The sequence below is a fragment of the Flavobacterium sp. N502536 genome (genome assembly GCF_025947345.1).
In the GTDB taxonomy this organism is placed as follows: Bacteria; Bacteroidota; Bacteroidia; order Flavobacteriales; family Flavobacteriaceae; genus Flavobacterium.
Window position 1 is genome coordinate 309,538 of record NZ_CP110011.1, and the last position, 15,960, is coordinate 325,497.

Consider the following 15,960-nt stretch of genomic DNA (forward strand, 5'->3'; position numbering starts at 1 on the left):
GCTTTAACCTTTGTTCCTCTGAACCTTTGCCTCTCTGTACCTAAATACAAAAAAAGCTCTTAGAATTTCGAGTCGTTTCCTCCGCTACTTTATCTAAAGTAATTCCTTTAAACTGTGCAATTGTTCCCGCAACAAAAGGCAGGAAAGCAGGTTCGCAACGGCGTTCGTGGTATTTCTTCAAAACACTGTTCGGGACATTTTTAGGAAGCATAAACGGCGCATCGGTTTCGATCATCATTCGGTCAAGCGGTACGTACTGAAGTACTTCTTTTAAATGAGCGAAACGTTTGGTGTCGGATATCGCTCCGGTAAAGCCTAGATAGAATCCGTTATCGAGATAGGTTTTGGCTTCCGGTAAAGTTCCTGTAAAACAATGCACGACTGCTTTGGGCAATCGCGGCAAATACTCTTTTGTAATGTCCATAAACTTTATAAAAGCAGCTCTTTCGTGCAAAAACAAAGGTTTCTGCACTTCGATCGCCAATTCTAGTTGAGCTCTATAACACGTTTCCTGTACATTTCTGGGCGAAAAGTCGCGATCAAAATCGAGTCCGCACTCACCAACCGAAACGACTTGTTTCTGTTTTAATAAATTTCGCAGTTTTGAAATACTCTGTGCATCAAAACTCTTCGCATCATGCGGGTGAATTCCAGCAGTGGAATATAACACTCCCGGATATTGTTTTGCAATTTCTAATGAAGCTTCGCTGTTTCGTAAGCTTGTGCCGGTTAGTATCATTTGCGATACATCGGCGTCGAGTGCATCTTGTACGACATCGTCTATGTCGTTATGGAATTGTTTATTCGTTAAATTAATTCCGATATCTATATATGTATTCATTTTTTTTTTTAAAAGTTTTAAAGGCTCAAAAAGGCAAAGCTTCAGAGGTTTCCCATTTTGAGTCTTTCTGTTATATTTTGTTTAGTTTTTTTGCCCCTAAGGCGGTAAGACACATTTTTTTAGTCTTATGTCTGCTTTTTAATCTCGCAAAGACGCAGAGGCGCAAAGTTTTTACACAGAGTTTTTCATTTTGACCTAAGGGAGACTCGAGCGATAGCGAACTGGCGAAGCAAATCACACCCAGCATTCCGTACAGTGTGTGCTCACCGCATGCGATTTCTCCCTTCGGTCGAAATGACATAAAATGAGAAATTATTACTCTAAAAACTTAGGCGCTTTGTCTCTTAGAACCTCAGCACCTTCCTTAAAAATCTCCGTAGTACACTTGAAAACAAGGTAATTTCAGGTCATTTCTCCAGGTATCCACAACCTGATTTCTATCGTCTAAAACAAATTCTACAAAATAATTGTCTTTAATAAACTCATTGTAGATTTCGGTTTTTATGATCGAATCTTTTCGGCTGTCTTTTGTTTTACGCATGATTAACGCATCGTATTCGATTTCGTTGTTTTCAAGGAAACGCAAGGTCGGTGCTTCGTATTGGTCTTCTCTTCCTGAAACCAATAGGATCTGATACCCCAACTTTTTGTAATTTCTCAAAACATTCGCCACCGGAGTATTGATTTCGTCAGCATCGCATTTACTTGCATCAAACGGGTTTCGTCCGTTCATTAAGGCCAGTGTTCCGTCAAGATCGCAAATTATGGCTTTAGGTAAGTCCGGGTTTTGAACGCGGTATTCCGGCGTATCTTTAAAAAATTGTCTGTGCATCTTTCTTATTACCTTTTCTCCAACCGGTTTTTCTCTTAAAGCATCGCGTTCTATACAAGTCGCAAGATCTGTGTTTACTTCTCTAACTTCAACTTCAACCTTTTCGCCAGATTTTGTATTGTACTCCTGAACCAATTGCGAAACGCGTCTTAGGTTGTTTTCAGACAAATTTGTATCGTCTATCACGACACTTTTTCCTTCCTCTAAAGATTTTACGATTAGTAAATCTCTAACCTTTTTAACGAATTTCTCGTTGCTTTGAGCCGTAATCCCGTTATCAAACATCGCACGCAAATCGTCTCTATTGATTCTTTTATACATCTCCGGATTTTCTGCAATTATCTTTTTTGCCAAAGTCGATTTTCCACTTCCCGGCAACCCTTTCATTAAAATTACTTTTCTCATTTTATTTTTCTTCTCTATTAAACGGTTTTTCAAATGTTGGCCGGATCATTTTCCAGATAATCACCGAATAGTCTTTGTGGTTCAGCATGGCAAACAATACGCCCTGATATTGACAAGTCTGGAAATACAAGGCGGTTTCTTTTCGTGATTCTAATACTTTAAAATCTGCTTTGCATTGGTTTTCAATTGCCAGATACTGCTTCTCTAAATCGCTTTTGGTTTGTTTTACCCAATCGAAAAATTCATCGGGCACACGCTCCAGAATTTCTTCCATCGGCTGATTTGTTTTCAGATATTCCCAAATATTCAGGTTAGAAACCTCAGTAATGATTCGGTGTAAACGAAGGTATTCTTCAAATTTAATTTTCACCCTAAAATGGTTTGCATACTTAATGATAAAACCTTCTTTATTATCAACGTCCATTTCTTTTAAAAGCAGAATGTCTTTGATTCCATCGAATTTTTCAACAATAGGGAAACCAAGATCTTCCAACGGAAATTCCTCACCGGATGCCGTGTCAATAATCGCCAGTAAAACCAATTCTTCCGCTGTACCATAATCTAAAACGATTCGGTTTTCAGGATAAATAATTTCAAACAAATAGGTTTTCGCTTTATCCAAAAGCGCCCAGGAGTTTCTGTATTTTCCATGCAGCATTTCATTCGCTTTATCCGACTGATTGCTCGAAAAAGATCCTCTGCTCGCTATAAAAGGAACCTCATCTATCCAATATAAAATTCCCAACGAACCGTCCATTTTATCATAGACTTCAAAAGTACAAGCCGGGAGTACCTGATTTTCCATTTCGCCTAAATTGAAAAATTTAGGAAAAGGCCTTGCCACCACGATATCATTTTCATCTAAGATCAATCCTCTGCAGGCTAATGTCACCTCATTCCAAACTTTCTCGAATTGTGCATTTTGAGTGTAATTGTAAATGTATAAATCATGCTCCGGATGTTTGTTCACCTTTACATAATTTTTTGAAAGCATCTCTTTTAAAAGCGTTGTATTCATTAGTTCTTATCTTTCAACAAAGATTCAAAAACTAGTACGCAGTTATTTTGCGTACTAAAAATAGATTTAAAAATGGGCATTTCTAATCTATAAATATTTTTCGTTCCTACGGAACTTTACTTTGTAATCACATATTTTTCAACGGATTAAAATCCGTTGCTACAAAATAAAAACGTTCCTACGGAACTATTTTCTTTACCTAAATTCTTAAAAGTTCATTTTCGAGATATTCTCTTAAATTATTTCCGAACATAATAATATCGGATTGCATAACTGAAATAACCGGCGAAAGATACTTATCTTCAAAAACCACAAGGGCACGATGGTTGTGCATGGGAATGTAACCCACTATTTTTGAAACATCAAAACCAGCTTCAGTTAGAGCCAATTCTGCTTCAAATTTATTTTCATTAATTTCGTCAATAAGTCGTCTTGATTTTTCATAATCTTCAGGATATTGATGGAAAAAGTTTTCACTGGCATATTCAATATCTGATTTGTCTTCCGGATTAATTGAAATCAAATCAGTATCTATATTCGAAAAAGTTAAAAGCATTTCTCTGTAATCCCAAGGGAAATCAAATCCAAATAATACTTGCAAGGCATCAATTTCTTTTCTGCTTATTCCTTTTAAAAATTTAGCATTGGGCTGTATTTGAAATCCATAAACATCCTCTCTAAGTTTTATTCTTTTGAAGTTTTTTTCCACTTTATATTTTATTTCTTTTATTGTCATGATTTTTAAAAATGAGAATTTCTAATCTATAAATATTTGCCGTTCCTATGGAACTTTATTTTGTTATCGTATATTTTTCAACGGATTAAAATCCGTTACTACAAAATAAAAACGTTCCTACGGAACTATCCTTTTTATCTGCAACCTTCGTATCAGACCTGACAGGTTTTTAAAACCTATCAGGTCTATATCTTAACCAAACCAATTAAAAACATCAAAAAGCCACGAATCCATTTATGAATTCGTGGCTTAAATTTAATCAATTAATAATTGTGTCACTGCCGCAGCATTTATTGCCCATTTTGCATCGTATACCTCATCGGCAAATTTATCTTCGGTAATTGTCAATCTCTGAGCTTCCGCTTTAAGCTGTAACAAACTACCAATATTCAATTTACTGTTCAATTTTGCCAATAATGCCTGAACTCCTTTAAAATCCAAACCTTGTACGACCTGACCTCCAAAAGTCATCTCTAACCAAACGATTTCTCTTTTGGCTACATCAAGAACTCCAAAAACCAAACCTTTGGCGATATTCTGTGTTACACGAACCTGATGGTCTACACACGACGGATCGTAAGCTACACCGGTTTTCTCCGAAATTCTCATCGGGTGCTTACTGTTCATCCAGCCTACAACCAAATTTGGCGTGATACTTCCGTTACAGTACGCATTGCAGGTAAAAGTCACAAATTTTGCATTGGCTTTGGCCAATTGGTCGATATTGATGTTGATGTACTCCGCAGTTCCAATTTTATTTGGAATACTTCTGATATCACCACTATGCTGACAACCTGTAGTCGTCAATCGGCTGAACGAACAAATATCCGATTTCTCTTCGTATGCAATATGACAGCTCAAATCCATATCTAAATGCTGTGCTGGTAAACCTGCACCCCACTGCATAAACAATCGCACTTCGTTTCCTTCAACCGGGAAACGTGTTCCCATTAAAGCCACCGGTAAATCCTGAAGCGTATCACTACGATCTCCAATAGAAACAGGCATGTTAAACAATTGCGGATCTATGTAAATAGTCTTGTTTGGATTTGTAATTGCAGCAAATCGTTTCTTCATTACTAAAAAGCACAATTCTTCGATTTGACTTTTCATCGCCTCTAATTGCTCTTCATTATACAAATTCAACAAAGCATTTGGCGCAATTCGTTTGTTAGTTCCTCCTAAAGGTTTCACACTTCTTTGGATGTTTTTATCAAAATAGTTCTCAGCATACATATTTAACGTAAACACTAGTCGAGCCGGAACCTTATCAATAATCTCCGTAAAATGTACCACCGTTTCATCGGCACCAAACCAAAGCATATTCGAAAATAAGGAACGGGCAAACAAACCCGGACGTTGTTTCAATAATGCAAATGTTTTGTCTGCATCCATTTTCAATCGTGACGTGTTTACTTTACTTTGCCAAACATCATACAACTGGTTGTAAAATACGTCCATCAAAAAAGCTAATTTTTCAAAACCTTTTCTTTTGCTGTATTCTGCCAAACGCAACGCTCTGATCACACGAACCCACATTCCTCTTTTTGGATGCATGATTTCGCACATGGCTTCTACTTCCATATCCATAGTATTCAACCAATTTGCCACCATTAAACATTCTTTTCGGGAATATTTAAGTTTCAAATCTTTCTGAGAAGCGATTTTGGCCTGCGCACTTGTGTCTAAACCTATATGCAAATGCTGTGCGTTTTTAGCCGTTCTTTTAATAATTGTTTTTGGCTCAATAATTTGCAACAATCCTGTATTCTTAAACCATAAATATCTTAAAATATCAGTTGGTGTTTTTAAAAATGTTGACGCCTCCTCTTCTTTGCCATTTTCGATCAAAAGATCTATAACAAGCATTAAAGTTTCCTTCATAGCCACATCGGTTTTAGGCAAAGGCAAATATTTCATCGCCGCTTTTAAACTATCTGCCTGCGTAGCATCTAAAGCTGTTTTTGATTGCAATAACGATAAATAGAAATCATTTAAGTCTTTTTCTGTCCACAATTCCAGAACTTTCAATTTGCTTCCTTGTCCGTATTTTTCGATTTTACCAAATTCAAACGGAATTCCGCAGAACGGACACCCATTGTATCTTTCCAACGGAAAAGTATGCTCCGGAATAATATGCCCGCATTGCAAAGTTGTTCCGTTTTTAGTTTTAAAAACATTTGCGAAAAAAGTAGCCACATGATCAAAAACAGATTCACCTGTTGGAATGTCCCATTCTTTCACCAAAGGAGTCCAGTTTTTATCCGTTCCTAAAACTTCTTTCAGAACTTCTAAAAAATCAACTTTATAGTTTGGGCTTACATTATTTAAAGCGTGTAATAACGGTTCTGAAAATGTAAAACCAAGTTTGGAAACATTGGCCGCCAAAACCGATGTTGTTGCTGATAATTTTTTGATATCATTCGTTATCATTTCTGATGGAATGTAAATTGCGTTTTGACGCAGACTGATTTTTAATAATGTTGTTGTTTTCATTTTTTTTAATTTTTAAAATTTAGATAATTGTGTTTCTGATTCTACCTAAAAGATTTGAAGTAAGAAACACTTGACCTGAAATTAGAGTGTAATGGATTAACTGATTCAAAGTGACAGTTTGGTGGGTTTCCCCCGAAGTAAGTTAATCTTGACCCTCTTTGATTATTCATGATAATTTTAAAACTTGCCGGACTCGAACCGGAAATACCAATGTTCTGACGTAAGTTTGAATTGACCATAAATAGTGAAGCAGATGGGATTCGAACCCACGACCCGGACATTAAAAGTGTACGAAGTAAGTTTTGATTGACCTTTTAACGATAATTTCAAAACTACCTGCTCTAACCGCTGAGCTACTGCCTCCTGATAAATTGTGTTAACCGGTAATGGTGTAAGTGTGTACGTGGAAAGTTTTTCGAAGTAACTTCAACTTGACCGTATTAACTCAATTTTTATTTCAATGAACGTCTGTTCTTATTTCCTGAGCAAAGATTTCGATAGTACTACGCAATTATTTTGCGCAGTAAAAAAAAGAATTTTATATTTGAGTAAATATTGATTTTAAAAAAGTATTTAAGTTCCAGAGGGACTGCATAACTATAGATTTTTCAGATGCATTTGAAGAGCCCCATCGGGGCGACATATTCTATTAATGAAAAGAAAATATAAGGTGTCGCTCCGCTGGAGCTTTTGATTCGGTGTTATAATTTGGTTATAAATATTCAGCTCTTACAGAGCTTCTCATAAGATTTAAATAAAAAATACCATATGAATTTAGAAAAAATCTATTCTGAATTACTCTTGAACATTGGCTTTCCATTAAATGAAATTCAGCAAAACTGGGTCAATTTAGAAAAAGCATATTCCGGTAAATCAAGGCATTATCACAACCTGACGCATCTAAAAGATATGATTGTCAGTTTCAAGCACTATGCAGTGCAGGTTCAGAACCCCAATGAAATATTATTTTCTATTTTTTACCATGATTATATTTATAAGAGCAGTAAAAAAGACAATGAACTCAAAAGTGCCGAGTATGCCCTATCGATTTTACCTGAAAACAGCAGCTTGGACAAACAATTGATTTTTGATGCGATCTGCGCCACACAACTCCATACCCACAATACAATTGAAGATATTAACTGGTTAATTGATTTTGATTTAAAAATTCTGACCCGGGATTGGGAAGCCTATCAAATCTATTACGAACAAATCAGAAAAGAATACCGTATTTATCCTGATTTCCTCTACAAACCCGGACGCGCAAAAGCACTGAAACATTTTCTGGAAAACGAATTTATTTTTCAAACTAATGAATTCCGGAATTTATACGAAGAAAAAGCCAGAAGCAATATTGAAAGAGAGATCAGCATTTTAGAAAAAAAATAATCACGCAAAGACGCAGAATCGCAAAGTTTTTGTTTTAAAGCACAAATTATACATTGTTTGTCATTTCGACGAAGGAGAAATCTTCGCAAGAAGCTCGGTAAAGATTGGACTTTCATTGTGGAGTTACTTATAGGGATTTCTCTTTCGTCGAACTGACATAGCAATGCGTAAAATCATTTTAATCCTTTAATCTGTGACTAAAAAAACTTTGCACCTTGAGCCTTTACGAGCAAAAAAACATAAACTATGTCACAAAACAAAAATGCCTTAATTCGGTATAAAACCATCGACAAATGTCTCCAGAACAAATACCGACAATGGACTTTAGACGACCTCATCGAATGCTGCTCTGATGCTTTGTTTGAATACGAGGGTCGTGCAAATCCAATCAGCAAGCGAACCATACAAATGGATATTCAGCTCATGCGGAGTGAAAAACTGGGCTATAATGCCCCAATTGTAGTTTACGATAAAAAGTACTATAAATATGAAGACGACGAATTCACCATAACCGATATTCCGTTAACAGAGACTGATATGAATGTTCTGACTGAAACCGTATCGATGTTAAAGCAGTTTAAGGATTTCTCTCTCTTTAATGATGTATCGGATATTCTACAGCGTTTGGAGGATAAAATCTACGCTGAAAAATCACATACAAAACCTGTTATCTATCTGGACAAAAATGAAAAGCTGAAAGGGCTTCACTATTTAGATGAAATTTATCAGGCCATTATCAAAAAGGTGGCTTTGGTCATTACCTATAAATCATTTAAATCCCGGGAGGAAAACAAGTTTAACTTCCATCCCTTTATTTTAAAGGAATTCAACAACCGATGGTTTCTCGTAGGAAAGAAAAAAGGTTCGCAGCCCATTACCAATTTGGCTCTCGACAGAATTATAGCCATTGATTATGATTTTAACCTCCCTTATTTAGAAGAAGATTTTGATGCGGAACTTTTTTACAAAAATGTAATTGGCGTTACGGTAAACACCGGTTCTCAACCCCGAAAGATCGAACTCTGGATTGATGCAATCAATGCGCCTTATGTTTTAACCAAACCCCTGCATCAAACGCAGCGACTGATTAAAGAAAATGAAGACAAAAGCATCATCGTTCATTTGTTTATCACTCCAAATTATGAAATGGAACGCATTCTTTTGGGTTTTGGCAATGGTATCGAAGTCATTAAACCCGAAAACCTCCGAAACAGGATGAAAACAATACTTCAAAAGGCAATTTCGCGATACGAACCGGAAATTCCTATTGAATTAAAGCCATAATTTTTTATAAAATGCAGAATTTTATCTTAATTTAAAACGACAAAACAATTTTTACAGCATAAATTTTGTTAAAACATCAAAAAAGAATAGTATATTTCAATTAAAATTAAACCATAAACCCCTATAAATCAAAGGATTTTTTTAACTAACCAAAAAAATATTCAAAAATTATATGCATGCATAGTATTTTTTGATTATATTTGAAATCGATATAGTTACATATGAAAGAGAAAACAATAGATTATATTTTGCGTGCTACATGGCAAGCTGTATCAAGAATGTACAACGAAGAGGCTGCCAAATACGATGCCACAATGGCCACCGGATTTGCCCTTTTAAGTATAGATAAGGAAGAAGGAACCCCATCAACAGCTTTGGGACCAAGAATGGGCATGGAAGCCACAAGCCTAACCCGAACATTAAAATCAATGGAAGACAAAGGTTTGATTGTTCGCAAAAAAAACCCAACAGACGGTCGTGGTGTTTTGATTTACCTGACTGAATTTGGAAAAGAAAAAAGAGATTTATCTAAAAATACAGTTTTAAAATTTAATGAAACGGTAAGAAAACATGTTTCTGACGAGAAACTAAAACATTTTATCGAAGTATCTGAAATCATAAACGAATTAATTCAGGATAAAAACATATTCAATCAAACAGAAAAATTAGAAAATGAATAACCTTAATTAATAAAGGCCCATTCAAATCAAATAAAAAACAAAATATTAACTATGAAACGCACAATTAAAAAAGTCGCTGTAATTGGATCCGGAATTATGGGTTCAGGAATAGCTTGCCATTTTGCCAATATTGGTGTTGAAGTTTTACTGCTTGACATCGTACCACGCGAGTTGACAGAAGCTGAAGCCAAAAAAGGATTAACGCTTGAAAGTAAAGCTGTTCGCAACCGAATAGTAAACGAGCACTTGGCGAATTCATTAAAATCAAAACCATCTCCTATTTACAGTCAGAAATTCGCAAACCGAATTACTACAGGAAATACGACGGATGATATGGCAAAAATTGCCAATGTTGATTGGATTATTGAAGTTGTTGTGGAGCGTTTGGATATTAAAAAACTGGTATTCGAACAAATCGAAAAATTCCGTAAACCGGGAACTTTGGTTACATCAAATACTTCCGGTATTCCAATTCACTTTATGAGTGAAGGAAGAAGCGAAGATTTCCAACAACACTTCTGCGGAACCCACTTTTTTAACCCTGCGCGTTACTTAAAATTATTTGAAATTATTCCTGGTCCAAAAACTTCAACAGAAGTATTGGATTTCTTAAACGAATACGGATCTAAATTCTTAGGTAAAACTTCGGTTGTTGCCAAAGATACTCCGGCTTTTATTGGAAACAGAATTGGTATTTACGGAATCCAGAGTTTATTCCACTTAGTGAAAGAGATGGGATTAACAATTGAAGAAGTTGATAAATTGACTGGTCCGGTAATTGGCCGTCCAAAATCGGCTACTTTCCGTACTGTTGACGTTGTTGGTTTAGATACTTTGGTGCACGTTGCCAACGGTATTTATGAAAACTGCCCGAACGACGAACAACACGAATTATTCAAACTTCCTGATTTCATCAACAAAATGATGGAAAATAACTGGTTGGGAAGCAAAACAGGACAAGGTTTTTACAAAAAAGTAGATAAAGATATTCTTTCTTTAGACTTAGATACATTAGAATACCGTGCTGCTAAAAAAGCAAATTTTGCTACACTTGAACTTACAAAAACGATCGATAAACCAATCAACCGTTTTAAAGTTTTAGTAAAAGGAAAAGACAAAGCAGGAGAATTCTACCGTAAGAGTTTCGCCGGGATGTTTGCTTATGTGTCAAACAGAATTCCTGAAATCTCAGACGAATTATACAAAATTGACGACGCTATGAAAGCTGGTTTTGGATGGGAAAATGGTCCATTCGAAATTTGGGATGCCATCGGTGTTGCCAATGGAATTGAAATCATGAAAGCAGAAGGTTTAGCACCAGCTGCATGGGTTACTGAAATGTTAGCTTCCGGAAGCGAAAGTTTCTATTCTGTTAAAGAAGGAGCAACTTATTTCTATAATATTCCAACAAAATCACAACTTAAAGTTCCTGGACAAGATGCCTTTATTATCCTAAACAACATTCGCGAAAGCAAAAAAGTTTGGAGTAATAGTGGTGCAATCATCGAGGATTTAGGAGATGGAATTTTGAACTTAGAATTCCAATCTAAAATGAATACTATTGGCGGCGATGTACTACAAGCCATCAATAAAGCAATCGACTTATCTGAAAAAGAATATCAAGGTTTAGTTATTGGTAACCAGGCAGCGAATTTCTCTGTTGGAGCTAATATCGGAATGATTTTCATGATGGCGGTTGAGCAGGAATACGACGAGTTAAACATGGCGATCAAATTGTTCCAGGACACCATGATGCGCGTTCGTTACTCTTCAATTCCAGTTATCGTAGCCCCTCACGGAATGACTTTTGGTGGTGGATGCGAAATGAGCTTACACGCTGATAAAGTAGTTGCTGCTGCTGAAACCTATATGGGATTAGTTGAATTTGGTGTAGGTGTACTTCCAGGTGGTGGTGGATCTAAAGAAATGGCTTTGAGAGCTTCTGATTTATTCCGCAAAAATGATGTGGAATTGAACGTTCTTCAGGAGTATTTCTTAACCATTGCTATGGCAAAAGTTTCGACTTCTGGTTATGAAGCTTTTGACACCGGACTTTTACAACATGGAAAAGATATTATTGTAGTCAACAAAGACCGTCAGATTGCAGAAGCTAAAAAACATGCTTTGTTGATGGCAGAAGCGGGTTATACACAGCCAATCAGAAGAACTGATGTTAAAGTTTTAGGAAAACAAGCATTAGGAATGTTCTTAGTTGGAACAGATCAGATGGAAGCCGGAAAATACATTTCGGAACACGATAAAAAAATCGCTAACAAACTGGCTTATGTAATGGCTGGTGGTGATTTATCTGAAGCAACTTTAGTATCTGAACAATACTTATTAGATATCGAACGTGAAGCTTTCTTATCTCTTTGTACAGAGAGAAAAACATTAGAAAGAATTCAATACATGTTGACTAAAGGAAAACCACTTAGAAATTAGATAAGTAGAAGAAAGATGTAGGAAGCAAGATTTCAAAACAAAGTTTTGTCTTTTCTCTTGCCTCTTATTCTATAAATCTTAAAAAAACAAAACAAATGAAAACAGCATATATCGTAAAAGCTTACCGTACTGCGGTAGGAAAAGCACCAAAAGGGGTTTTTAGATTTAAAAGACCTGACGAATTAGCAGCAGAAACCATCCAGTTTATGATGGATGAGTTGCCTAATTTCGACAAAAAACGTATCGATGACGTTATGGTTGGAAACGCCATGCCGGAAGCAGAACAAGGACTTAACGTTGGGCGTTTAATCTCTTTGATGGGATTAAAAGTAGAAGATGTTCCTGGTGTTACGGTTAACCGTTATTGTGCATCGGGATTAGAAACTATCGGAATGGCAACTGCTAAAATTCAATCCGGAATGGCAGATTGTATCATTGCTGGTGGAGCTGAAAGTATGAGTTTTATTCCGATGGGAGGTTACAAACCAACTCCGGATTATAAAGTGGCTGCTGCAGGTCATGAAGATTACTATTGGGGAATGGGTTTAACTGCTGAAGCGGTTGCCAACCAATACAAAATCTCCAGAGAAGACCAGGATGAGTTTGCTTACAACTCTCATATGAAAGCTTTAAAAGCACAAGCAGAAGGGAAATTTGACAAACAAATTGTTCCAATTACTGTTGAGCAGACTTTTATCAATGAAAATGGTAAAAAAGAAACTAAATCATACGTAGTAAAACAAGACGAAGGCCCAAGAGCCGGAACATCTGTTGCTGCCTTAGCCGGTTTAAGACCTGTTTTTGCTGCTGACGGTAGTGTTACTGCCGGAAACTCTTCTCAAATGAGTGATGGTGCTGCTTTTGTTTTAATCATGAGCGAAGAAATGGTAAAAGAATTAAACCTTGAGCCAATCGCACGTTTGGTAAACTTTGCTTCTTCTGGTGTTGAGCCAAGAATTATGGGTATCGGTCCTGTAAAAGCAATTCCGAAAGCATTAAAACAAGCAGGATTAACACTAAACGATATTGAACTAATCGAGTTGAACGAAGCTTTTGCTTCTCAGGCTTTGGCAGTTACCCGCGAATTAAACATCAATCCGGAAATCGTAAACGTAAATGGTGGAGCAATTTCATTAGGACACCCACTGGGTTGTACAGGAGCTAAACTTTCTGTTCAGTTGTTCGACGAAATGAAACGCAGAGGAAACAAATACGGAATCGTTTCGATGTGCGTAGGAACCGGACAAGGTTCTGCGGGGATTTACGAAGTGTTGTAGATTGTTTTTAAGAGGAAAGAAGAAAGAACAAAGATTTTATTCTGGAATGGAAACATTCTAAAATAACAAAATTTTAAAAAGTAGTAAAAAACTTACTTTTAAATTCATTTCTTTCTTATCTTACCTCAAAAAAACATGAGACATAATTTTAAGAATTTGAAAATTTGGATTTTAGCTATGGAAATTACTAATGATATCTATAAACTAACTGCCACCTTTCCAAAATCAGAAACCTATAGTTTGACAAATCAAATGAATCGATGTTCTGTTTCAATGCCTTCTAATATTGCTGAAGGCTCTAACAGAGGGAATAAACACTTTCAGCATTATTTGAATATTAGTTTAGGTTCATCATTTGAATTACAAACGCAATTACTGATAGCTTTTCAAAATGATTATCTATCTAAAACAAAAACAGAAGAAATAGAAAACAAAATAATTGAATTTCAAAAGATGACAACAGGCTTCATAAATAAGTTAGATTAAAATCTTGCTTCTTAAATCTTGCATCTTTTATCTAAAAAAAACAAAATGGCAGATACAATCGAAAAAAACGTAACCCGTGGTGGTCAGTTTTTAGTTAAGGAAACAAAATGCGAAGATATCTTTACACCAGAAGATTTTTCGGAAGAGCAGTTAATGATGCGTGACTCTGTAAAAGAGTTCGTTGACAAAGAATTATGGGCACATAAAGATCGTTTTGAGAAAAAAGATTATGCCTACACAGAATCTTCTATGCGTAAAGCAGGTGAACTAGGACTTTTAGGAGTTGCAGTTCCTGAAGAATACGGCGGATTAGGAATGGGATTTGTATCTACAATGTTAGTTTGTGACTACATTTCGGGAGCTACAGGATCTTTCTCAACTGCTTTTGGTGCACATACCGGAATTGGAACTATGCCAATTACCCTTTATGGTACTGAAGAACAAAAGAAAAAATACGTTCCTAAATTGGCTTCCGGAGAATGGTTTGGAGCTTATTGCTTGACAGAGCCGGGTGCAGGATCTGATGCTAACTCAGGAAAAACAAAAGCTGTTTTATCTGAAGACGGAAAATCGTACTCGATCACCGGACAAAAAATGTGGATCTCGAATGCAGGTTTCTGCAGCGTTTTCATCGTTTTTGCCCGTATTGGTGATGATAAAAACATTACAGGTTTTATCGTAGAAAACGATCCGTCTAACGGAATTTCTATGAACGAAGAAGAGCATAAATTAGGAATCCGTGCTTCCTCTACTCGTCAGGTTTTCTTCAACGAAACAAAAGTTCCTGTTGAAAACATGTTGTCTGAAAGAGGAAACGGTTTTAAAATCGCAATGAATGCTTTGAATGTTGGTCGTATTAAATTGGCTGCTGCCTGTTTAGATGCACAAAGAAGAGTTACTTCAAATGCTGTAAAATATGCTAACGAAAGAATTCAGTTTAACACTGCAATTTCATCTTTTGGAGCTATCCGTTCTAAATTAGCAGAAATGGCTACTAATGCTTATGCAGGAGAAAGTGCTTCTTACCGTGCTGCAAAAGATATCGAAGACAGAATCGCTGCTCGTGAAGCAGAAGGAACTTCTCACCAGGAAGCTGAATTGAAAGGTGTTGAAGAATATGCTATTGAATGTTCGATCCTAAAAGTAGCCGTTTCTGAAGACGTACAATCTTGTGCTGACGAAGGAATTCAAATTTTTGGAGGAATGGGATTCTCTGAGGACACTCCAATGGAAAGTGCCTGGAGAGATGCCCGTATCGCTCGTATCTACGAAGGAACAAACGAAATCAACAGAATGCTTTCAGTAGGAATGTTAATCAAAAAGGCTATGAAAGGTCACGTTGATTTATTAGGACCTGCTATGAAAGTTCAGGAAGAATTAATGGGAATCCCATCTTTTGACACTCCGGATTTCTCTGAATTATTTGCTGAAGAAAAAGGAATCATCGCTAACCTGAAAAAAGTTTTCTTGATGGTTGCCGGAAGTGCTGTTCAAAAATACGGACCAGATTTAGATTCACACCAACAGTTATTAATGGCTGCTTCTGATATCTTAATCGAAATCTACATGGCAGAAAGTACAATTCTAAGAACTGAAAAATTAGCCAAAAATCAAGGTGAGGCTAAAGTACAAGAGCAAATTGCTATGGCAAAATTATACTTGTACAAAGCGGTAGATACTGTTAACTCAAGAGGAAAAGAAGGAATTATTTCTTTTGCTGAAGGTGACGAACAACGTATGATGTTAATGGGACTTAAACGTTTCACAAAATACACAAACAATCCAAATGTTGTAGCCTTAAGAGAGGTTATTACATCTAAATTAGTTGCAGAAAACGAATACTGCTTCTAATATAAAAATAGTTTTTAGCTTTTAATTTGTTTAAACCCGCACTAATCCGAAACAGTGCGGGTTTATTTTTTTTGTTTTTTATCAGACGGTTTACCAAAATAGTGCCCGCAATATTTTTGCAACCATTTGCAAAATATTCGTTAAAATTAACATTGAGACCACTGTAAAATAGTTAAATATCGATTGTATTGCTTTATATTTAGCAATCTAAAAACTCTAAAAA

Annotated in this window: 12 protein-coding genes and 1 tRNA gene; 7 read left to right on the top strand and 6 right to left on the bottom strand. The window is 36.1% G+C overall.

Features of this window, described 5'->3' with window-relative positions:
• Positions 1–40 precede the first annotated feature (40 nt).
• The 6 genes from OLM61_RS01330 to OLM61_RS01355 all read right to left on the bottom strand — a co-directional run bounded on the left by OLM61_RS01330 (position 41) and on the right by OLM61_RS01355 (position 6,691).
• Positions 41–841, bottom strand: coding sequence for a TatD family hydrolase (locus OLM61_RS01330; RefSeq protein ID WP_264524741.1), 801 nt, complete (start codon positions 839–841; stop codon positions 41–43).
• A gap of 364 nt (positions 842–1,205) precedes the next feature.
• Positions 1,206–2,078: an AAA family ATPase gene (locus OLM61_RS01335; RefSeq protein ID WP_264524742.1), complete on the bottom strand. Its 873-nt coding sequence runs from the start codon at positions 2,076–2,078 to the stop codon at positions 1,206–1,208.
• Between the two features lies 1 nt (position 2,079).
• Positions 2,080–3,096: a T4 RnlA family RNA ligase gene (locus tag OLM61_RS01340; RefSeq protein WP_264524743.1), complete on the bottom strand. Its 1,017-nt coding sequence runs from the start codon at positions 3,094–3,096 to the stop codon at positions 2,080–2,082.
• 199 nt (positions 3,097–3,295) lie between these two features.
• Complete coding sequence (locus OLM61_RS01345; RefSeq protein ID WP_264524744.1) at positions 3,296–3,832, bottom strand: hypothetical protein; 537 nt, start codon at positions 3,830–3,832, stop codon at positions 3,296–3,298.
• A 255-nt stretch (positions 3,833–4,087) separates the two neighbouring features.
• Positions 4,088–6,328: a hypothetical protein gene (locus OLM61_RS01350; RefSeq protein WP_264524745.1), complete on the bottom strand. Its 2,241-nt coding sequence runs from the start codon at positions 6,326–6,328 to the stop codon at positions 4,088–4,090.
• Positions 6,329–6,573: 245 nt separating this feature from the next.
• A tRNA-OTHER gene (locus OLM61_RS01355) sits at positions 6,574–6,691 on the bottom strand.
• A 405-nt stretch (positions 6,692–7,096) separates the two neighbouring features.
• Here OLM61_RS01355 and OLM61_RS01360 point away from each other — a divergent pair.
• The 7 genes from OLM61_RS01360 (at position 7,097) to OLM61_RS01390 (ending at position 15,737) form a co-directional block, all read left to right on the top strand.
• A complete protein-coding gene (locus tag OLM61_RS01360; RefSeq protein ID WP_264524746.1) occupies positions 7,097–7,717 on the top strand; it encodes a hypothetical protein in 621 nt (206 codons plus the stop codon).
• 246 nt (positions 7,718–7,963) lie between these two features.
• Entirely contained in the window at positions 7,964–9,001 is a 1,038-nt protein-coding gene (locus OLM61_RS01365) for a helix-turn-helix transcriptional regulator (protein ID WP_264524747.1), read from the top strand.
• A gap of 221 nt (positions 9,002–9,222) precedes the next feature.
• Positions 9,223–9,681 (top strand): MarR family winged helix-turn-helix transcriptional regulator, encoded by a 459-nt coding sequence (locus tag OLM61_RS01370; protein ID WP_264524748.1) that lies wholly within the window; start codon positions 9,223–9,225, stop codon positions 9,679–9,681.
• Positions 9,682–9,732: 51 nt separating this feature from the next.
• Positions 9,733–12,123: a 3-hydroxyacyl-CoA dehydrogenase/enoyl-CoA hydratase family protein gene (locus OLM61_RS01375; protein ID WP_264524749.1), complete on the top strand. Its 2,391-nt coding sequence runs from the start codon at positions 9,733–9,735 to the stop codon at positions 12,121–12,123.
• Between the two features lie 95 nt (positions 12,124–12,218).
• Entirely contained in the window at positions 12,219–13,400 is a 1,182-nt protein-coding gene (locus OLM61_RS01380) for a thiolase family protein (RefSeq protein WP_264524750.1), read from the top strand.
• A 135-nt stretch (positions 13,401–13,535) separates the two neighbouring features.
• Positions 13,536–13,886 (top strand): four helix bundle protein, encoded by a 351-nt coding sequence (locus OLM61_RS01385; RefSeq protein WP_264524751.1) that lies wholly within the window; start codon positions 13,536–13,538, stop codon positions 13,884–13,886.
• 45 nt (positions 13,887–13,931) lie between these two features.
• Positions 13,932–15,737, top strand: a complete 1,806-nt coding sequence (locus tag OLM61_RS01390) for an acyl-CoA dehydrogenase family protein (protein WP_264524752.1) — start codon at positions 13,932–13,934, stop codon at positions 15,735–15,737.
• Positions 15,738–15,960 lie beyond the last annotated feature (223 nt).